The following is a 20355-nucleotide window of genomic DNA, read 5'->3' as shown; positions in this document are numbered from 1 at the left end:
TCTCTGTGCGGCGTTGCGGGGTCTGGAGCTGTGGGCTGTGGGTGGCGAGACGGGCGAGGGCGCGGGGTGCGGGTCGCGGCCCGGCGGGAAGGCGACGTCAGGAGTCGGCGGCCAGGAAACGCTTGTCGGGCCCTGGCGACGGCCGGTGCGGTGGCGCCGGTGCGGCCGGTGCGGCCGGTGCCGCGGGAGCGGGGCGCGCGGCGAGGGCCCCAGGCGCGGCGGAGGTCGCGGGACGCGGCACCACCGCACGGCTCGCCCGCAGCCCCCGTCGTCGCCGCTTCCCGCGGTGCCGGGGACCGAGGCGTGTGCCACCGAGGCGCAGCCCTTCGCGCAGGCAGCGTCCCAGCCAGCCCGCCGCCATGGCGGCGAAGGGCAGCGGATCGTCGGCGGCGAACCAGGCGCGTTCCACCGGCCCGCCCTTCGGCCGTGCGCGGCCGGTACGGCCGAAGGGCGCCCCCGGGGCCCGGCCCACAAGCGTGGAGAGGACCGCGTAGTTCTCCACGACGTACGTGCGCCCCGTACCGCCGCGCGCCGCCGGCACCGTGCGCCCGGTCAGGTGCAGGTGCTGGGCGCGGACCACGTCCACGCCGTTCTCGTCCGTGAAGAGGCGGAACTGGGCGCCGGGCCGTGGATTGAAGTCCACCAGGTGGTGGACGCCGGTGCGCGGGTCGAGCCGGAAGTCCAGGTCGAGGATGCCGCGGTAGTCCAACCGGGCCGCCAGCCGCGCCGCCGCCCGTTCCACGGACGGGTTGGGCAGCCAGGTCCCGACGGCCGTCAGACCCGTGTGCGGGGGCCAGGAGCGCTCCTTGCGTCCCGCGCCGCAGGCCAGGAACCGGCCGCCCTCGGCCGCGTACCCGTGGAAGAACCAGTCGGCACCCGGGCCGTCGGGCAGCCTGCGCTGCAACAGCAGCGCGCTGCCGGCCTCCGCGCTCCGTGCGAACAGCCGCGCGGCTTCCCCGGGTGTGCGGACCAGCGCGGTGCTGCGCAGGCCCGGCGGCAGCAGCCAGGGGCGGCTCCACTTGGCCACCACGGGCAGCCCCAGGGCCGCCGCCTCGCGGGCCGCCTCCGCCGCGCTGCCGGGCAGCACGGTGGTCGGATGGGGGACGCCGGTGCGGTCGCACAGGGCGGCCAGCTGCGCCTTGTCGGCCAGCAGGGCGGGCAGCCGGGGTGCGACGGACGGCAGCAGGTAGGGCCCGGCGAGCCGGGGGGCGAGGCGGGCGGCGGCGATCGCCGAGTGGTCGTCGAGCGGGACGAGGACGGCCGGCCTGCCGATCGCACGCGCCGCCCCCAGCAGCGCCCGCTCCAGTTCGTCGTCCGGCGGCGTTCCCGCGGCGCCCGCGGCCGACCACCGCACCGGCGTGTGGAGCCGGTGCAGGTAGCGGGTCCTGCCGACCGGGCCCGGGGCCGTACCGAGCAGCGCGTGCACCTCCACGCCGGCGCGCCCCAGCGATCTGGCGGCGCCCAGGGTGCCGTGGTGGTACGGGTTCGGGTCGAGTCGCAGCAGCAGCGCTGGCACGTCCGTGGCGAACGACGGCATGAGGGGCATGTCCTTCAGACGCGGGGCGGGTGGACGGGGTGAGAATTCCGCTGACAGATCATCAGGAATGTCGACCGGCACACGAGCGGACACGCGCCGGGGGCCACAGGCGGCCAGGAGGAGCCATGCGCAGCGACGGACGCGGGCGGGTCAGGGCGGTCCTGCACGCAGGTGTCACCGCCGCGGTGCTGCTGGCCTCCTGCACGGTGCTGCTGGCCTCCTGCACGGTGCTGCCGGTCGCCGAACGCCAGTCCGGACTCCGCCCGGGTGAGCGTCAGGAGCGCGAGCCGGCGCCCTCGCCCTCCGTCCGGCCGTCCGGGTCCCCCGCTGCGTCCACGCCGTCGGGCCGCGCGCTCGGCGCGTTCCTCGGCCCCGGTCCCGAGGGCGTGCGCCGCATGGCGGAGATGGAGAAGTGGCTCGGCGGCACGAAGCTGCGGGTGGGACACACCTACCTGCCGGGCCGGCTGTGGTCCGACATCGAGGGGCAGCCGGCGTTCCTGCGGCCCTGGGCGCGTTGGCGGCGTGCGGATCCGACCGGGCTGTTCGTGCTGAACGTTCCCATGCAGGCGCGCAACGAGGCGCGGCTGGACGACGAACGGGTGCGCGCCCTGCTGCGCGAGGGCGCGGCGGGCAGGTTCGACGCCCACTTCCGCACACTGGCCCGGAACCTGGTCCGAGCGCGGCTCGCCGACACCGTGGTGGTGCTCGGATGGGAGATGAACGGTACGACCTACACGCATCGCTGCGCGCCGGACCCGCGCGCCTGGAAGGCGTACTGGCGGCGCGTCGTGACCACCATGCGGGCGGTGGAGGGGCAGCGGTTCCGCTTCGACTTCGCGCCCAGCCGCGGCCGCGACGCGATCCCCTGGACCCGGTGCTACCCGGGCGACGACGCCGTCGACGTGCTCGGCATGGACGCCTACGACCAGCCGGAGGGCATGAGCTTCGACGAACAGGTGCGCGAGCCGTACGGACTCCAGGCGCACGTCGACTTCGCCGCCCGCCACGGCAAGCCCCTCTCGTACCCCGAGTGGGGGCTGTTCCGCAACGGCGACAACGCCGAGTACGTGCGCTCCATGCTCGGCTGGATGGACCGGCACAAGCCGCTCTACCAGACCATCAGCGACTACTGCCCGCACGGCGTGTGGCGGTGCCGCTCCAACCCGACGTCCTCCAAGACGTTCAGGATGGCGCTGTTCGCGCAGCCGGAACCGCCCGTGGTGCCCTGGCACAGCGGCTCGCCCACCGCCCCGCCCCCGGGCACCCGGCCTCCGGGTACCGAGCCGCCGCGCCAGGCCGGGCAGTCGAGGCCCTCGCGCCCCGCCACCACGGGCACGGCGCCCCCCGCACCGGCCCGCCCGTGGTGGGAGCGGTGCTGGGAGATCGGACAGTACTGCGTCCGCTTCGACTGGCTGCGCGCCCTGGAGGGCTAGCCCGCACCGGGACGGAGCCCGCCGGTGTGCGGCCCGGCGTGCCGCCGTCACGCCGTCACGTGCGCGGCCGGAGCGCGGCCGCGCGGTCGAGCAGCGTACGGACCCGTGCCGTGGCGCCGCGCTCGCGCACCAGGCGGGCCGCGGCCTCGCGGGCCGCCGCCTTCGCCGCGAGCAGCTCCAGGGCCGGCGCCAGCTGCGGGCGGGCCAGCAGGTAGCGCCGGTTGGCCGCGGTCACCGGCTGCCAGCGCAACTTGTACGGCTCGGTGCCGCGCAGCAGGCTCAGGGTGCCGCGCCCGGTGGCCGACGCGAAGTGGGCGTCGTGCCGCAGCAGCATGGTCGCGATGTCCACCCGCCGGTCGCGCAGCGCCGGGTCCGCGCCGTACAGGTAGCCGCACACCAGGTCCCGGGAGACGAGGGCGACGTCGCAGGCGGCGACCCGGCCACCGATCCGGTACTCCGTCACCGCCGCGTCTCCACTGGCCACCAGCTGCTCCACGGCGCCCACCAGGTGGGCGCGGAAGCGGGGCCGCAGGTGTTCGGGGGTCACGCCGCGGCCCCGCCACTGGCGCTCGTGCAGCCGCAGCATGGTGCTCACCGACTCCGGTACCCGCTCACCCGTCACCTCGTGCGCCTCGATACCGAGCTCGTCGATGCGGCGCAGTTTGCGCCGGGTGCGCTTGGCGCTGGCGGGAGCGAGCCGCCGCAGCATCTCCTCCATGGGGACGCCGGGGAGCTCCAGGCAGACCGAGTCGGCCAGCCGCCGCCGCACCCCGGGCCAGGCGGCGTACAGGCGTTCGGCGGCCCCGCCGGGACGCACCTCGCGCAGGTCGACGACCGCGGTACGGGAGGCCGCGTACAGCGCGCGGGCGAGCGCGTCGGCCGCACGGGAACAGCTGTCGTCGAGCAGCACGTCCTGGTAGTCGGAGATCTGGCCGCCGAGCGTGACCAGCACGGGCAGTGGCCGGTGGACGAGCATCAGCGGCGCGGCGGCCACCAGACGGCCGTTCTCCCGCACCAGGACGACCCGCAGCCTGCCCCGCCGGCCGTAGGCACGCCACCACGAGGCCAGCCAGGCGTGGCTGAGGAACGGGGTGGCCGAGCGGTTGCGAGCCCGCAACCCGTCCCACTCCTCGGCCAGCTCCGTGAACTCCTCCTCGGACCGGCACAGCGTGGCGGTCAGCCGCACGGGCGGCCGCCCCGAGGCCTCACCGCGCCCGCCCCGCCAGGGGGAGAGGACGGGTCCCGCCAACTTGCGGCGCGCGTAGGGGAACCTGCGGCGCGTGGGCGGAGAGTAGGAAGAATTCACCGCCCCGCCTCCGCTTTCTCCGCCGCGTGCGGCGTCTTCCGCGTCGCGAGCGGGGCCTTCTCCGGTGCGTGTGCGGCTTTCTCCGTCACGTGCGCGGTGCCGGGTTCCGCTGTCGCGTGCGTGCCCTCGCCGCCGTCCGCGCACGCGCTGCCGCCCGCGCACGCGCTGCCGTCCGCGCTGCCGTCCGCGCCGGCGGCTCCCGGCGCCGTCTCCGGCGAGCGGGCGGCTCCCGGCGCCTTTCGCACGTGTGCGGTCTCGGAGTCGTCCGTCGCGCGGACGATCCCGTGGCTCTCGCCCGACCCGGCGTCCGGTCCCTCCTCCGCGTCGGCGCCCCGGGCGGGGGCGGGCACGAGCGCCGGTCCCTCGGCGTCGCGGCGCCGGGGCCGGGCCAGCAGCGCCAGGCCGCCGAGCAGCCCGCCCGCGCTTCCGCCCACGGCCACGGCCAGCGGCGCCCGGGGGGAGACGGGTTCGGCCGTGGCGGTGGCGTGGGAGACGACCGTCAGCCGCACGCCGGTACTGGCCGACGACTTCGTCGCCGTGCGGGCCAGGGCCGCGGCGGTCGCGTCGGCGTAGTCGGCCGCGTCATCGGCCGTGGGCGCACTGCCGGTGATCTGCACCATGGGCGCGTCGGGCGAGGTGCCGGCCCGCACGTGCGTGCGCAGCTCGCCGCGCGGCAGGTCGAAGGAGGCTTCGGCCCTGGTGAGGACCACGGCGTCCGTGGCGATCTTCCCGTACGCCTGGGCGTAGCCGAGCGCTGACGTCGCCTCGGCCTGCTCGCCGGGGGAGACGAGCACGTAACTGGACGCCTCGTAGCGCGGTTCCGCCACCGTCGCGTACGTGGCGCCGGCCAGCGCGCCCAGCACGGCGCACACCGGCAGCGGCCACCAGCCGGGTACCCGGCGCGAGGGGCGCGTGCCGCTGCGGCGGGCCGCTCGCGGACGCGCGGGCAGGCCCGTTTGCGTGGGCTCTCCTGCGGGCTGTCCCGGTGCGGTCGTGGACATGGGGTCACCTCGTTATCGGGGGGCGTGCTCGGGTGCGGGTGCCGGTGCGGATGCCCTGCGGTGCGGGGACAAAGGGCCGTGCCGCCGGGCCTGGCCACCGGCGGCGGGGGCGTGCGGCAGGCCGAGCGCGGCCCGGTAGACGTCGGCCAGGCGGGCGGCGCAGCAGTCGATGTCGTACCCCCGGACGACGTCGGGCACGGGGAGTCTGCGCGGGTCGGCCAGGTGCGCCGCGCGCGCCTCGCGCAGCACGGCGGACAGTTCACCCGGTGCGTGCGTGAACCGGCGGGCCCCCGGCGCCCGTTCGGGCGGCTGGTCCTGCACGGCCGGGCACGCCGCGTACCGCACGGGCAGCCCCGCGGCGAGACCCTCCAGGACGGCCAGTCCGAACGACTCCTCGTCGGAAGGGGAGACGAGCAGGTCAGCCGCCGCCAGCACGCCGGGCACGCCCGGGATGCCCCCACTCCGGCCGGTGCCGTCGCTTCGCCCGGCGTCGTCGTGCAGGCCGCCGGCGCACTCTCCCAGCAGCCGCACACGGGCGGCCGCGCCCGCCGCCTCGGCGTGGGCCCGCAACGGCGCCGCCTGCGGCCCGTCGCCCGCGAGCAGCAGCCGCGTCCCCGGTACCGCCGCCACCGCGTCCACCAGCGTGTCGAAGCGCTTCCCTCGGACCAGCCGGCCCACACCGGCGACCACGAAGGCGTCCGGCGCCAGGCCCAGCACCTCCCGTACGCGGGCGCGCCGGGCCGCGTCGAAGCGGAAGCGGGCGGCGTCGATGCCGCCCGGCACCGTGCACAGCCGTGCCGCGGGGACACCCCAGCGCCGCAGCCGCGCGGCGACCGTGGCGGAGACGGCCACGGTCGTGGTGCCCAGCCTTTCGGTCGCCAGGTACAGGGCGCGGACGGCGGGTGTGAGCGGACGGCCCTCCAGCACGCCCTCGCCGAGCGAGTGTTCGGTCGCGACGACGGTGCGCACCCCGGCCAGGCGCGCCGCGATCCGCCCGTACACACAGGCCCGGTACAGGTGGGTGTGCACCACGTCGTACCGCCCGGTCCGCACCAGCCTCACCAGCCGGGGCAGCGCGGCGAGGTCGCGGTTGCCGCCCATGCCCAGGTGCGTCACCCGGGTGCCGTCTCCCCGGATGCCCTCGGCGACGCTGCCCGGCTCCGTGAGCGTGACGACGTCGCAGTCGACCCCGTGCGCGGGCAACCTGCGCAGCAGCAGCCGCAGTTGTTCCTCGGCGCCGCCCACCCCGAGCCCGGTGATGACGTGCAGCACTCTCATCGGCGGGCCCCGCTCGCACTCGGCGCTCCGGCCCCCTGCGCGGGCAGCGGACGGCGGCGCAGCGGGTGCAGCACCCTCTTCAGGTGGAGCCGTGCCCAGGTGTCCCGCGAGCCGATGTGGACGCGGGGCAGCGCGTGCACACCCGTCAGCGGCCCGGGGTCGATGGCGCAGGCGTACGCGTACCCGGCGGCCCGCACCGCGTCGACGGCGCGGGTGTCGAGCGTCCCGTACGGGTAGCAGAAACCCTCGGGTGCCGTGCCGGTGAGCTCGGCCAGCAGGCTGCGGCTGTGCGCGGTCTCCCGCTCCAGTGCGGCGTTGCCGGCCGTCGTCAGATCGGTGTGGACCAGCCCGTGCGAGCCGACTTCCATGCCGGCCGCGGCCACCGCCCGCACGCCTTCCGCGTCCAGCAGCGGTTTGCGCGGGCCCTCCGCGTCCCAGGCGTTGTCCCCGCCCAGCCGGCCCGGCAGCACGAAGGCCGTCGCGGTGCACTCGTGGCGGCGCAGCAGCGGCAGCGCGTCGGTGAGGAAGTCGGCGTAGCCGTCGTCGAAGGTCAGCCCCACCAGGCCGCCGCCCCGCCCGCAGGCGCGCGCCCGCAGCAGCCGCCCGACGCTCACCCCTCTCAGCCCCCGCCCGCGCAGCCAGCGCAACTGCCGCTCCAGGCGGGCGGGGGAGACGGTGACCTGGTACGGGTCCTCGTCGCAGTCGGAGACCGAGTGGTACATCAGCACCCAGGGCGCTCGTGAACCGGTGTCAGCGGACATGGGTGATCCTCCGGGTGACGGTGGCGAACAGGTTCGGCAACTCCGGCGCCCCCACCAGCCGGCCGACCGCGGCGAAGGCGGCCAGTACGGCGGCTCCGCCGACGGCCGCGGCGGCGAGCGGCGACGGGAACAGGCCCGCGGCGAGCCGGCCCGCGGCGGCGGCCGCGCCGGCGGCCACCAGCAGGCGCAGCAGCCCGGCCGCCACCCGGGGCACGTCGATGGCCACCACGCGGGCGCCGAGGCCGCGCAGCAGCAGCGCGGCGGTGGTGGTGATGCCCAGCGCGTTGGCGGCGGCGATGCCGTACACGCCCCACGGACCCGCGGCCGCCACTCCGGCCACGGCGGTGACCGCGAGCCCCGCGCCCATGGCGACGGCCGGGTACCAGGGCGGGCGGCTGCCGGAGAAGAACGGGCGCACCAGCGCGCCCACCATGCTGTGGCCCAGCAGCCCGCAGGTGTAGACCCGCATCACCGCGGCGGTCGCGGCCGTGTCCCGCGCGTCGAAGGCGCCCCGCTCGAAGAGCAGCCCGATCAGCTGCGGCGCGCAGGCGACCACGTACGCGGCCCCCAGCAGCACCACGATCCCGGCCAGCGCCAGATCCCTCTCGACCCGCCGCCTGGCCACCTCCGCCTCACCGTCGGCCATCGCGCGGGCGACGACGGGGAACGTCACCGTGCACACCATCAGCGAGAGCACCATCGGCAACTGGGCGACCTTCTGCGCGTAGTTGAGGTGCGAGATGGCACCCGCAGGCAGCGAGGAGGCCATGAAGCGCTCGAAGAGGACCTGCGCCTGGCGGCTGACGGCGAACGTGACGACGGGCGCGACGACTCCGAGACCGACCCCCACGGCACCGCCCGCAGCCGCGCCGCGGGCCGAAGTCCCGCCGTCGGCCGCGGGGCCGCCGTCGGCCGCAGTCCCACCGGCGGCCGCAGCACCGCCGGCGGGCAGGGCGACGGCGCGCTGTCCGCGCGCGGGGCGGGCGCGGCGTGCGGGGAGCCGGGAGAGGAAGGCCGGGAGCTGCACGAGGACCATCAGCGCCCCGCCGACGGCGACTCCGAGCGCCGCTGCCCGCACGCCCCACAGGCCGTGCCCGGCGTACATCACGGCGATGATGCCCGCGTTGTAGGTGACGTAGATCGCCGCGGGCGCCACGAAGTGCCGGTGGGCGCGGAGCGCGGCGCTGAAGTATCCGGCCAGGCCGAAGGTGAGGACCGTCAGCGCGGTCAGCCGCAGGCAGGCGGCGGCCGTCCCCGCGTCGGGCAGCCCGGGCGCGAGTACCCGCACCACCTGGGGCGCTGCCACCACCAGGAGCCCGGCAGCCCCGGCCAGCAGCAGCGACAGGCGGGGCAGTGTCGCGGCGACCAGCGCCCGCACCGGGTCATCCGTGAGCGTGACGTCCGTCCCCGGGGCGTCCGGCAGCGCGCCGTCCGTGCGTGCGCAGGCCGCCGCCCGGCGGGAGAGCGCCAGACTGAAGGCGGGCACCAGGACCAGCGCCATGGCGTCCTCGATCAGCAGGGTGGAGGCCAGCTCCGGAATCGTCCACGCCACCAGGAACGCGTCGGTGTCGGCATCCGCGCCGAACAGCCGGGCGATGGACTGGTCCCGTAGCAGCCCGAACAGCGACCCCGCAGCGGTGAGCACCGCCGTGACGGCGGCCGCCCACGCGAGGAACCGCCCGAGCGCGGGGGCCTCGCCGGGCGGGCGCCCCCGCGAGGTGGCCGGCGCCTCCCGTGAACCCGCCGTCGCGTGCTGGGCGTCCGCCGACGCGCCCCCGGATCCCGCGGAAGCGAGAGGGGAAGCGGAGGGAGAGGCAGAGGCGGCGGAGACGGTGGGGTGGCGGGGGGTGGTGTCGGTCATCGAGTGGAGCCCCCGTCGACGGCCCCTTCCGCGGCGGGCGAGAGCGCCCACCAGGCGGCCAGGCCCAGCACGAGCGCGGTCAGCACGGTGGAGGGGCCGCCGATGTCGCCGTAGAGGAAGTCGATGCCCTGCCAGGCGAGGAGACCGACGGCGGCCATGCCGCAGTCGGCGGCCCGGGAGCCCGCACCTCCGCGGCGGGCGGTGCGCAGCCGCCGCAGGCCGCACACCAGCAGCGCCGCCCAGGAGCCGACGAGGGCGACGGCGCCCACGAGCCCCTGCTCGCTCAGGACGAGGAGGTACATGTTGTGCGGCGACAGCAGCGGCTCCCGCTGGAAGCGCACCCCGGCGCCCGCCGTGTCGCTGCCTGAGGAGAGCGCGAGGGAGGCGTGCGCGTCGCGGTGCGCGGGAAACCCCTTGGGGCCGACGCCCGTCGCGGGCGCCGCACGCCACATGCCGACCGCCGCGCTCCACAGGCTGTAACGGTCGGTCACCGACTGGTCGGGCGAGGAGGAGACCTCGGTGATGCTGCGGGCGCGCTCGGCGAGCTGCTCGGAACCCACCGACAGGCCGCCGACCAGCACCACCGCGGCGGCCGCCAGCGCGGCGAGGACAGGCACCGCCGTCCGCGCCCCGCGCAGGGCGACCAGCAGCGCACACGCCGCCGCGGTCGCGATCCACGCGCCCCGGCTGTAGGAGAGGGCCAGCGGCGCCAGCAGCAGTACCGCGCAGCCCAGCGCGTACGGCCGCAGCCGGCGGGGCGCGGCGGCGGGCGGGGCGAGAGCAACCGCGAGCGTGGTCACCAGCCCGTAGGAGACGACCGTCGCCATGCCCATCACGTCGAGGGCGCCGAAGGTGCCCACGGCCCGTACGTTCTCGCCCATGTAGGAGGCGCCGGTCCCGGTGGCGGACTGGACGACACCGACCGCGCCCTGCACGAGTGCCAGCAGCACCACCGCCGCGCACACCAGCCGCGCGTCGCGCGCGTCCCGCAGCGACAACAGCACCGCCGAGGGGACGAGGACGAACAACTGGAGGTAGCGCACGAACCCGGGCAGCCCGGCGGCGGGGTCGGCGGCGGCGATCGTCGCGGCGGCGAACGCCGCGGCCGGAGCACCGAGCACGAGCGCGGCCTGCCAGGTCAGCACCGGGCCCGACGCGCCGCGCCCGTCCCCCCGGACCAGCCTGAGCACGCACCAGACCACGAGCGCACCCGAGGCGGCGTCCGCGAGCGTGACACCGCCCTGCCCGTCCAGGCTCGTACGTCCTGCCGGGGCGCACAGGAGCAGGACCGTCCCCACGACGGGCACCACAGGCCCGTACCGCACGAGCCGGGGAAGGGGAGAGCCCGACACCGCGGCGCCCGCCCCCGCGGGCAGCGCCCTCACCGGCCCTCCAGGCGGAAGAACGAGGTGACGGTGCGGCACATGATGCGCACGTCCTGCCACAGCGACCAGGTCTCGATGTAGTGGTTGTCGAACCGGGCGCGGTCCTCGATGGAGGTGTCACCGCGCAGCCCGTGGACCTGCGCCAGCCCGGTGATGCCGACGGGCGTGCGGTGCCGCTGCGCGTAGCCGGGGTGGATCCTGCTGAACTGGCCTACGAAGAAGGGGCGTTCGGGGCGGGGCCCGACTAGGCTCATGTCGCCGCGCACGACGTTCCACAGCTGCGGCAGTTCGTCGAGCGAGGTGCGGCGCAGCACTCTGCCGACCCGGCTGGTGCGCGTGTCACCGGCGACTGTCCACCGGGTCGCGGCCTCGTGCTGGTCCGCGGGCCGCACCGTGCGGAACTTCAACAGGGTGAAGGGCCGCCCGCCCTGGCCGATCCGCTCCTGCCGGAAGAGCACGTCGGGCCCGTCCAGCAGCCGTACGGCCAGCGCGCAGGCGGCCAGCAGCGGGGCCGCCGCCACCAGCGCGGGGACCACCAGCGCGAGGTCGAGCACCCGCTTGCGCAGCCCGGTACGCGGGCGCGGGCAGTCCAGCACCAGGCGGCGGCAGCTGAAGCCCCACAGGTGGGCGTCGCGGGTGGGGCCGCCGCCGGGAGAGGCGTGCGGGCCGTGCGCTCCCAGCGCGCAGCCGGGCCGTACCAGCCAGCCGGTCACTCCGTACCGTCCCAGCAGCCCGGCGAGCGCGGCGGTGTCCGCCTCCTCCCAGGGGGAGCGGACGAAGACGACGTCCTGGACGGCGCTGCGCGCCACCTCCCGCGCCACCTCGTCCAGGGTGGCGACGACCGGCAGCGGGGACGGTGCGGGGCAGGCGCCCGTGCCGGGCGGCGGGCCCGGCGCGTCCTCGGCCGCCGGTTCCACCAGCGCCACAGGGCGCAGCCCGTAGCGCGACCGCTCCAGCAGGGCCGCTGTGACCGCATGCGCCGTCCCGCCGCGCCCCACGACCAGGGCGGCACGCGGGCTGAGGCGCCCCCGGTGGCGGCGCAGCCCGTGCGCCAGAGCGCGCGCCGCGCAGGCCAGCGCGGTGGTGAGGGTGACCCCGGCGAGCATGCCGGCCAGGCTCAGCGCGTCGGAGCCGCCGCACACCGCCAGCACGGTCACCCCCACGCACCAGGCGGCGGCCACCCGTGCGCCGAGCGCGGGCAGTTCGTCCAGCGCCTGCGGGTCGAGGCACGGGCGGTACAGGCCCGCCCGCGCGCACAGCGCCAGCAGGCCCGCGCCGGCGGAGGCCAGCAGGAGCGGCGCGGCCCGGCCGCCCGCGCAGACCAGCACGGCGGTGGCGGTTCCCGCCAGGTCGCAGGCGGCCAGCTCCGCGGCCGCCGCGCGCCGGCGCCGGGCAGCGGAGCGGGGCGGTCCCGCCGAGACCGGACCGCGCGCCGGCGGCACCGCGAGCACACGCACGGAGGGCACCGCGGGCACGGAGGGCACTTGCTCGGGCGGCGCCGTCGGTACGGTCAGCCGGCCGCCGGGCTCCGGCGCCACGGCCGCCTCGTCCCCGGGGCCCGTGCCCGACACCGGGTGGGGTAGGACGGGAGCGGTCCGGGCGGGCGCGGACGCGGCCTCGTCCGGCTCCGCCGTCCCCCGCGGGGCCGGGGTTCCGGCCGGAAGGTCCATCCGGGCGCGCGGTTCCCGCCGGTCGGGGAGGGCCGTCCCGTCCGTGCCGGTGTCCGCGGCCCGCCGGGCCGGCGCACTGCCCGCGCTGTCGGTGGTCATCGGTCCTCCGACAGCCCGGCGGGGACGCCGGGCGCACACCGCTCCCTGAGCACCTCCTGGTACAGCTTCAGCACGGCGGCGGCCGTCTCACGCACGTCGAACTCGGCGCGCACGTGCTTGAGAGCGGCCTGCGCCAACTCCTGGCGCAGCCGCGCGTCCAAGCACAGCGCCGCGACGGTGTCGGCCAGCGCTGCCGGGTCGCCCGGCGGGACGAGACAGGTGGTTTCCTGCCCCGGGGGCAGCAGTTCGCGCGAGCCGTCCACGTCGGTGACGACGACGGGACGCCCGCAGGCCATCGCCTCCAGCGGGGTGAGGGCCATGCCCTCCCACAGGGACGGCAGCACCACCAGGTCGGCGACCGCGTACCACGCGTCCACCTGCTCCCGCGCGCCGGCGAACACCACGCCGCGCGGCGCCGACCGCGTCAGCCGGTCACGGTCGGGTCCGTCACCGACGAGCACCAGCCGGGCACCGGGGACCCGGGCGGCGATGCGCGGCCAGGCCGCCAAGAGGTGGCGCTGTCCCTTCTGTTCGCACAGCCGGCCCACGCACACCACCAGCGGCGCCGCCCCGGCCCTCTCCCGCAGCGCCGCGGGCCCCGCGGCTTCCGGCGGTGCGCCGGGTGGCGGCGGGCCCGAAGGGGCGGCGGCGAACCTCTCCAGGTCCACCCCGTTGCGCACGACCGACCAGCGGGCGTCGAGTCCGGCGCCGCGTCCTGTCTCCCGCTCGGCCTCGCTCACGCACAGCACCCGGTCCGCCCACCGTGTCGCGTACCGTTCCCAGGCGCGGGCCGGCAGCGCGGTTCGGCCCCGTGCGGCCTCGAAGGACCAGGCGTGCGGCTGGTGGATCGTGGGGACGCGGGCGCGCAGCGCCAGCCGCGCCGCGAGTCCGGCCTTCGCGCTGTGCGCGTGCACCAGGTCGGGGCGGAACCCGAGGACCAGCCGTCGTACGCCGTACATCTCCAGGGCGAGGCGCGCTCCGGGTTCGCGGACCGCGGGCCAGTGCGCGGTCAGCGCGCCCGCGGCGGCCGCGTCCCGCTCCAGCGTGCCGCCACGGGGACAGGCGACCACGACGCGCAGCCCGGCACGGACCTGTGCCCGTGCCAGAGCGGTGACGACGCGTGCCACGCCGCCCTCGACGGGTTGAGCGAGATGCAGGACGGTCATCCGCCCCCGTGGCTCGCTGCCGCGCCGTTCAGTGCACTGTGCCAGCAGTTTCGGCATGGACGACTCCGCCTCCCGGGATGAAGCAGAGTGACCTTGACAAAATCCGACTGTCGAACCCGTGCGGCACGCCGGTCATGTCCCGCTTTTTCCTGACTGGTCCCACGCGTGGCGGTGCAGACGCCCGCACATTCTCCTGAGCGCACGGGCCATGGGACCGCGCGGCTCCGTCCGGTTGGCTGGAGCCGTACCCGCACCTTCCCTGTGCGGGGCACCAGGACGTGGGCGCAGAGAGAGGGGAAGGGCGTGCGGGCGCTGCAAGGGGTCTCACTCGTGGGGGCCGTCCTGCTCACCGGGGTGAGCGCGGGCCTCTACTACGGCTTCGCCGTCGCCGTCATGCCGGGGCTGCGGCGGGCCGCGGACCGGACGTTCGTGGAGGGCATGCAGCGGATCAACGCCGCCATCCTGAACGGCTGGTTCCTGCTGGTGTTCGTCGGGTCGCTCGCGCTGATCCTCACCGCGGGAGCGCTGCGGCTGTGGGGCGGCGGCAGCACGGGCACGCTGCCGTGGATCGCGGTGGCGGCCGTGCTGTACCTCGCCGTTCTCGTGATCACCATGGGGTTCAACGTCCCGCTCAACGACGCGCTGGACGCCGGCGGCCTGCCCAGGGACCCTGAGCGGCTGGCCGGGCTGCGGGAGCGGTTCGAGGGCGCGTGGAACCGCTGGAACGTCGTGCGGACCGTCTGCAACACGGCCGCCTTCGGCTGCCTGGCGTGGGCGCTGGTCCGGCACGGGAACGGAAGCTGAGCCCGTCCTCCGGTTTCCGGGCGGCCGCACGCGCCGGGCCCCCGCGGCGCCGGGTGGCCCGCCCGGCCGGTGGCGCGCTCGTCCCGGACGGCGGGCGTGCACCGCCCGGCCGGAGGCGTGCACCGCCCGGCCGGAGGTGTGCACCGCCCGGCCGGTGGGTGCGCCCCGGTGCCGCAGCTTCCGCTACCGGCGGCTACTTCCCCTTGCGGCCGAACCACAGGGCGCGGCCCAGCACGTCCAGCGCCTCGTCGGCCCAGCCGATGATCTGGAGGCCCGAGGTGACGTTGGCGGGCGGGCGGTTGATGAGCGTGTCCCGGCGCACCAGGCGCTGGAAGTCCACCCGCACCGGGTCGGGCCGGGGATCGCCCCCGTACGGGGTGCGGAACTCCACGCCTGCGGTACGCATCACCCCCATCAGTTCCTGGGCGAGAATCCCGTAGGCCACGGTCGTGGGGTGCACGCCGTCCAGCGAGAAGAGCCCGCCGTCGCTGCGCCGCTCACCGTCGCTGAGCAGGAACCGCGAGTTGGGTACCGGATCGAGCGCCCGCAGCTCGCGGGGCAGCGGATACGGTGACCACCAGTCGGGCCGCGCCGCCTCGTCCTCGAAGTAGCGGCGGCACGCCAGCCGGTCCAGCAGACCGGCCGTATCGAGCAGATACCAGTCGCGCCCAGCCCGGCGTGCCGCCCGCACGACGTCGGCCATCGCGTCGTTGTACTGGTCGATCGCCGCGTCCACGTCGCGTGCCTGCTCGCCCGTCAGATGCGGGTCGCGCCGCACGTCGAAGTCGCTGTCACCGATCCAGGGCCGCGTGTAGTACGGGAAGTAGCGCGAGCCCGGCTCCGCCTTCCCGTGCACGCCCCGCGCGATGGGCGCGATCGTCACGTGCGGTACGGCGCACCAGATGACGTGCCGTGCGCGGATCTGCCCGATCTCGTCCGCGAGCTGCCGCAGCTCGGAGGCGAAGTGCTCGGGCCGCCAGACCGTGTACTTGCCCTTCTCGCGCAGGTCGTCGTAGCCGGGGCCGCTCCAGGTGACGTCGAGTTCGATGACCGAGGAGAGGGCGTTGTTGGCCCCGAGGAAGACGATGAGGGTCTCGATCCCGTGGTCGGGGTCGGGGTCCCGTCCGCCTCGCCCCTCCCGCGTGTCCTCGCCGGAGCCTTCGCCGTCCGCTCGCTCGTCCTGGCGCTCGCCCGTCTGCTCGCCCAGCAGCCGCGCGGCGCCCACCTGAGTGAGCGCTCCCGCGGCGGGCGGGCGGGTGGGCAGGGCGCGCAGCGCGGCACGCTCCCCGGGGTTGCCGACCATCTGCCGCACCAGGTCGTCGCGTGGGGCGCCGATCATCTTCCGGCACACGTCGGCCGACTTGTCCAGCGCGTCCCGCAAATCCCAGCCGAAGACCGCCAGGTTGTGGTTGACGGCCGTGGTCGTGGCCGGAGCGCAGCCGGCGCCGCGCTCCCAGTAGTCCTCCACCTTGTCCATGAACCGGCGCGCCCGGAAGAGGGCCGCGGGCGTGTCCCACCAGTCGAGGTCCTTGCCGCAGTGCTCCTCCAGGTCGCGCAGCAGCAACTCCAGGTTGAGCGGGAGCCCGCCGCAGCCCTCGTAGCTGGGGTGGCGGAAGTGCGCGGACCAGCCCAGCTCGTGGGCGATGATCGCCGGGTAGGACAGGTCGGTGCGGAAGACGGCGCAGCTCTGGAACCCCTCGGTGAGGGAGTCGCCGAGGGCCACCAGCCGGTTGCGGGGCTCGCCGCGCCACGAGGTGGACACCGGGATGCCGAGGGTCGGGTCGGTGTAGGGCGCGCCCGGTGCCGCGCGCCCCGTTCCGGCGCGCTCCTTTCCGGCTTCCGGGGCGGCGCGCCGCGTTCCGGCGTCCGGGGCCGCGGGCTCGCGCGTGGGGGAGGGGATCGAGGGGGACGCGGGTGGTGGTGCGGTCGCGGGTCGCGGTGCGGAGGCAGGTGGTGGTGCCGTCATGTCACGCCCCGATCTGCCGGTGCCGGGCGCCGCCGCGGTGGGCCGCGCTGCCCGGTACGGCCGTGTTGGGTGAGTACGGTGTCCTTCCTGCGTCTTACCCAGTGCGGTGCGTGATCCGTCCACGGGCCGGTCGGCAACGGCGCTTTCACTCCTCCGGCGCCGTCCGCACGGCCCTGGAGGCCACCGCGGCGGCGATCTCGTCCTCCTCCAGCCCGGCCCCGCGCAGGACTTCCACGGTGTCCGCGCCGGGCGGGCGGGGCGCCGAGGGCCTCTGGACAGGGGTGCGGGTGAGCGAGACGGGGGTGGCGATGCCGCGGTAGTCGCCGTGCTCGACGACCAGGCCCCGGTGCCGCACCTGTGGGGAGGTGAGCGCCTCGGCCACGTCGTGCACGGGGGAGGCGGGGACGCCCTCGTCCAGGAGCTTGGCCGCCAGCTCCGCGCGGTGCCACCGGGCGAACCGGGGTGCCAGCAGGGCGCGCAGCGCCGCCGTGTTGCGCACCCGGTCGGGGTTGGAGGCGAAGCGCGGGTCGCGGGCCAGTTCGGGATCGTCCAGCAGCCGGGCGAGCGCGGCGAACTGCCGGTCGTTGCCCACGCCGACGAAGAGCGGCCCGTCGGCCGCCTCGAAGGAGTCGTACGGTGCGATCGTCGGATGAGCGGAACCGGCGCGGCCGCACCCGGCCGTCCGCGAGCCAGGTGGCCGAGTGCGGATGCAGCAGGCCGACGGCGGTGTCCAGCAAGGCGCAGTCCACCAGCTGCCCGAGGCCCGAGCTGTTGCGCTCGTGCAGGGCGAGCAGCACACCGGAGAAGGCGAGGACGCCGGTGACCATGTCCACCACGGGCACGCCGACCCGCAGCGGGTCGCCGCCCGCCTCGCCGTTGACGCTCATCAGCCCGCCGTACGCCTGGAGCACCGCGTCGTATCCGGGCAGTCCGCCCATCGGCCCGTGTGTGCCGAAGCCGGTGACCCGGCAGTGCACGAGCGCCGGGAAGCGGGCCCGCAACCGCTCGTCCGGGTAGCCCCAGTCGGCCAGGGTGCCCGCCTTGAAGTTCTCCACCAGTACGTCGGTGGACCGCAGCAGCCGCCCGAGGAGCGCTCGCCCCTCGTCGCACGAGAGGTCGAGGACGATGTTGCGCTTGTTGCGGTTGAGGTTCTGGTAGTAGGCGCTGGTGCGGGCCGCCCCCTCGACTGCCTCCGCCCCCTCGGCCGCCCCATCGACGAATGGCGGTCCCCAGCCGCGGGTCTCGTCGCCACCGGGCGGCTCGGCCTTGACGACCTCGGCGCCGTGGTCGGCCAGCATCTGCGTGCACAGCGGGCCCGCCAGCACCCGCGAGAGGTCCAGCACCCGCAGCCCGGCCAGCGCCCCGGGCCCGCCGGACCTCCGTGCCGCTTCCTCGTCCCCGCCGAGCTGGAAGTCCACGACGCGGCTGCCCGCCCTTCGCCTGCCGGTGCCGGTGCCGGTCCTGTGCCGGTTCCGCTTCCGGTTCCGGTTCCGGCTGTTCCGAGTGTTCGCACGTACGGCCCGCGAGGCCGCCGACCCGCACGAGGGGCCGCCACGGATGCTAGGAGCGTGACAGGAGAGGCGCAACGGGGCGATCGGCGAGGTGACGCGCGGGGCTCTCCCCGGGCGGCGCGGCGGACACCTCGTGCCTCGGCCATCACTCGGTCAACTCGCTTCCCTGGGGCGGGAGTCTGCGAGATCATCGCTCGCGGCAAACAGGGCCGGACCACACCCGCGACGGCGGAGGTGGGCCTCCACGGGGATTGGGTGAGCCGCATGACCGAGACGCAGGCAACGCCGGGCACCGACGAGCGCACCGAGGTCCGGCTGGCCGTCGCCGTACACGTCGAAGCCGAACTCCTGCGCCTGGGGCTCCAGGCGATGCTCCCCGGGCTCGGATGTGTCGAGCGCGCCGAGGAGTTCGGCCACACCGAAGCGCTCGACCGGGCGCTGGCCGAGCACAGGTTCCACGTGCTGATCCTCTCCAGTTCCAACTCCGGGCACACCACAGCGGGGCGGCTGCGCCACACCCAGCCGGGGCTGCGCACCCTCGTCGTACTGGACCCCGCAGACGCCGAGTCCCACGGCGCGCTCGCCCGCCTCCCCGCCGACGGCTACCTGCTGCGCGAGGAGCTGACCGCCGCGGCGCTCGACCGCGCGCTGCGGCAGCTCGCCGCCGACGAGATGCCGATGCCGCTGCGTCTGGGGCGCCGCCTGCTGAGCCATGCGGGGGAGTCGGCACACCTGTTGCCGGCCCGCACCGTGCGGCTGACCGCCCGCGAACACCAGGTGCTCGACCTGCTCGTCGCGGGCCTGAGCAACAAGCAGATCGCCCGCCGGCTGCGGATCTCGGAGCACGGCGTCAAGCGCCTGGTCAGCAGCGTCCTGCTGAAGCTCGGCGCCGCCAACCGCACCGCGGCGGTCGTCACCGCCATCAAACTCGGCCTCATCGACTGACACCGCCAGGCCCCGCGCACGGGCCACCGGCCGATCCGGCGGGGGAGCGACGGGGGGCCGGGGGATGCCCCAGCGGTGCAGCGGAGTTGTGGACGCGCACCAGAGGCGCGGGGAACGGCGCCACGAGCCACCACCCGGCCGCGGCCCGCACACCGCGGACAGCGGTGCCCCCTGCGCAGCGGCGCCCCCCGCAACGGAGCAAGAGCCGCAGGACAACCCCTAGCCGAACGGCTACCCCCATCCGCACAGCTCGATGCGGGCGGCCATCCGGGGCTGTCAGCGGCCGCGCGGCCGGGCCCACGATGAGCCCAGCCCCTGCCGAGAGGACCGTCAGATGAGCTGGAGGCACCAGGACCCGGCGACCCTCGCGGACGCCGCGGTCAGCAGCGTCGCCCTCGTCGCCGACCTGTTCGCCCAGTCCGCCGCCCCCGGCTTCTGGGTATGGTCGCGCGAGGCGCACCAGGCGGTCGCCGACGCGGTCCTCGCCCTGCCCGACGCGGACCTGCGCACGCTGGCCCGTACGGTCGGCAAGGACCCCGGTGACGTCGCCGCGTGCCGCGGTCTGACCGTGTCGCTGGCCGACAGGTTCCGGCGCCGCGCGGACGCGCCCGAGATCGCGCGGTTGGCGGAACTGGTGTGGGAGGCGGAGTGCCGCTCGCGGCTGCGCATGCAGACCGGCAGCGAGCGGCCCGCCCGGCTCGCCACCCCCGACGCGCGCGAGATCCTGCGCACCTCACGGCCACCGGCCGCCCCCCGGGGGCCGGTCGACGCGGCCGTGGTGATCCCGTTCAGGGAGCGCGGGGGCGACAGCGACCGTACCCGCAACCTGGCGGCCGTGCTGCACGCGCTCAACGACCAGAGCCACCCCCGCGACCGGTACCGCGTCGTCGTGGTGGAGGCGGACAGCGAGCCCCGCTGGGAGAGCGTGTACGCGCCCTGGTGCGACACCTACCTCTTCGCCGAGAACCCCGGCCCGTTCAACTACGCGTGGACGCTGAACGCGGGCGTCGTGCACGGGGCCCGTCCCGCGGAGCTGGTCTGTGTGCTGGAGGCGGACATCCTCGTCGACCGCGGCTTTATCGAGCGCGCCGTCCAACGGTTCCGTACGCCGGGCACCCAGGCGCACTGGCCGTTCGTGGACATGCTGTACCTGGACGAGGGCTCCAGCCACCAGGCCGTCGGCGAGCGGTGTGCGCAGGGGCGGCCCACCGTGGACAGGGACGCGCTGCGGGGCGTCTTCCTGCGCCGTACGCCCGGGGCCTGCGTGTGGCTGCGGGAGAGCCTTTTCACCCGGATCGGCGGCTACGACGAGCGGTTCACCGCCGGGTGGGGCGGCGCGGACAACGACTTCGCATGGCGCGCCGACCTGCACGGCGGGCTCGACCGCCATCCCGACCGCATGGTGCACCTGCACCACGCGCGCGCCACCGACTGGTTCGACGCCGAGGGCGCGGGGGCCACGGCCTACGAGGCGTTCCCCTGGTGCACCTGGCCACCCGACTCCCGCATCGGCGACCTGAGCGCGTTCCGCTCCGGGTAGCCGCCCGCGCGCCACATGCCGCCCAGCCGGTCCGCGTGGCCCGTCCCCCAGCCCGGCCGCCCGCGCGCCGCACAACCTCCCAGGAACTTCGG

General features: G+C 76.1%; 14 protein-coding genes and 1 pseudogene. 4 read left to right on the top strand and 11 right to left on the bottom strand.

The features are described 5' to 3' along the window. Window positions 1-97 precede the first annotated feature (97 nt). The gene (locus tag DQ392_RS07525) at window positions 98-1537 is read right to left on the bottom strand and encodes a carboxylate--amine ligase (RefSeq protein ID WP_114014708.1); all 1440 of its coding nucleotides are present in this window, start codon (window positions 1535-1537) and stop codon (window positions 98-100) included. Between the two features lie 125 nt (window positions 1538-1662). Between DQ392_RS07525 and DQ392_RS07520 the strand changes: the two genes are divergently transcribed. Further along, on the top strand, window positions 1663-2970 hold the full coding sequence (locus DQ392_RS07520) for a glycoside hydrolase family 26 protein (RefSeq protein ID WP_114014707.1): 1308 nt from the start codon (window positions 1663-1665) through the stop codon (window positions 2968-2970). 55 nt (window positions 2971-3025) lie between these two features. Here DQ392_RS07520 and DQ392_RS07515 read toward each other — a convergent pair whose 3' ends face one another. From DQ392_RS07515 to DQ392_RS07480, 8 genes are read right to left on the bottom strand one after another with little or no spacing between them, the layout of a single operon-like run. Further along, complete coding sequence (locus tag DQ392_RS07515) at window positions 3026-4276, bottom strand: GNAT family N-acetyltransferase (protein ID WP_245981240.1); 1251 nt, start codon at window positions 4274-4276, stop codon at window positions 3026-3028. Then, window positions 4273-5277 (bottom strand): YveK family protein, encoded by a 1005-nt coding sequence (locus tag DQ392_RS34340; RefSeq protein WP_181856319.1) that lies wholly within the window; start codon window positions 5275-5277, stop codon window positions 4273-4275. Before DQ392_RS34340 ends, DQ392_RS07515 begins: the two co-directional genes overlap by 4 nt. Window positions 5278-5289: 12 nt before the next feature. Beyond that, window positions 5290-6555: a glycosyltransferase gene (locus DQ392_RS07505; RefSeq protein ID WP_114014706.1), complete on the bottom strand. Its 1266-nt coding sequence runs from the start codon at window positions 6553-6555 to the stop codon at window positions 5290-5292. Next, window positions 6552-7316, bottom strand: a complete 765-nt coding sequence (locus tag DQ392_RS07500; protein ID WP_114014705.1) for a polysaccharide deacetylase family protein — start codon at window positions 7314-7316, stop codon at window positions 6552-6554. Before DQ392_RS07500 ends, DQ392_RS07505 begins: the two co-directional genes overlap by 4 nt. Beyond that, window positions 7306-9177 carry a lipid II flippase MurJ gene (locus DQ392_RS07495; protein WP_114014704.1) on the bottom strand — a complete coding sequence of 624 codons (1872 nt, stop codon included), beginning with the start codon at window positions 9175-9177 and terminating at the stop codon, window positions 7306-7308. Before DQ392_RS07495 ends, DQ392_RS07500 begins: the two co-directional genes overlap by 11 nt. Further along, on the bottom strand, window positions 9174-10562 hold the full coding sequence (locus DQ392_RS07490) for an O-antigen ligase family protein (RefSeq protein WP_114014703.1): 1389 nt from the start codon (window positions 10560-10562) through the stop codon (window positions 9174-9176). The genes DQ392_RS07495 and DQ392_RS07490 overlap by 4 nt, the downstream gene beginning before the upstream one ends. Further along, window positions 10559-12331, bottom strand: coding sequence for an exopolysaccharide biosynthesis polyprenyl glycosylphosphotransferase (locus DQ392_RS07485; RefSeq protein WP_114014765.1), 1773 nt, complete (start codon window positions 12329-12331; stop codon window positions 10559-10561). The genes DQ392_RS07490 and DQ392_RS07485 overlap by 4 nt, the downstream gene beginning before the upstream one ends. After that, window positions 12328-13554, bottom strand: coding sequence for a glycosyltransferase family 4 protein (locus DQ392_RS07480; RefSeq protein ID WP_114014702.1), 1227 nt, complete (start codon window positions 13552-13554; stop codon window positions 12328-12330). Before DQ392_RS07480 ends, DQ392_RS07485 begins: the two co-directional genes overlap by 4 nt. Window positions 13555-13800: 246 nt before the next feature. On the opposite strand from DQ392_RS07480, the gene DQ392_RS07475 reads away from it, so the two are divergent. Then, the gene (locus DQ392_RS07475; RefSeq protein ID WP_114014701.1) at window positions 13801-14301 is read left to right on the top strand and encodes an anthrone oxygenase family protein; all 501 of its coding nucleotides are present in this window, start codon (window positions 13801-13803) and stop codon (window positions 14299-14301) included. A gap of 193 nt (window positions 14302-14494) precedes the next feature. Here the strand turns inward: DQ392_RS07475 and DQ392_RS07470 are convergent, their stop codons facing one another. After that, on the bottom strand, window positions 14495-16267 hold the full coding sequence (locus tag DQ392_RS07470; protein WP_114014700.1) for a hypothetical protein: 1773 nt from the start codon (window positions 16265-16267) through the stop codon (window positions 14495-14497). Window positions 16268-16412: 145 nt separating this feature from the next. Continuing rightward, window positions 16413-17565, bottom strand: a pseudogene (locus DQ392_RS07465) (CaiB/BaiF CoA transferase family protein). A gap of 477 nt (window positions 17566-18042) precedes the next feature. Between DQ392_RS07465 and DQ392_RS07460 the strand changes: the two are divergent. Continuing rightward, entirely contained in the window at window positions 18043-18723 is a 681-nt protein-coding gene (locus DQ392_RS07460; protein ID WP_114014699.1) for a helix-turn-helix transcriptional regulator, read from the top strand. Between the two features lie 334 nt (window positions 18724-19057). Next, on the top strand, window positions 19058-20263 hold the full coding sequence (locus tag DQ392_RS07455) for a glycosyltransferase family 2 protein (protein ID WP_114014698.1): 1206 nt from the start codon (window positions 19058-19060) through the stop codon (window positions 20261-20263). The last annotated feature ends 92 nt before the right edge of the window (window positions 20264-20355 follow it).

The organism is Streptomyces reniochalinae, from assembly GCF_003323735.1.
In the GTDB taxonomy this organism is placed as follows: domain Bacteria; phylum Actinomycetota; class Actinomycetes; order Streptomycetales; family Streptomycetaceae; genus Streptomyces; species Streptomyces reniochalinae.
Note: the sequence above shows the minus strand (reverse complement) of the source record. Positions and strands in the feature narration are given on the sequence as shown.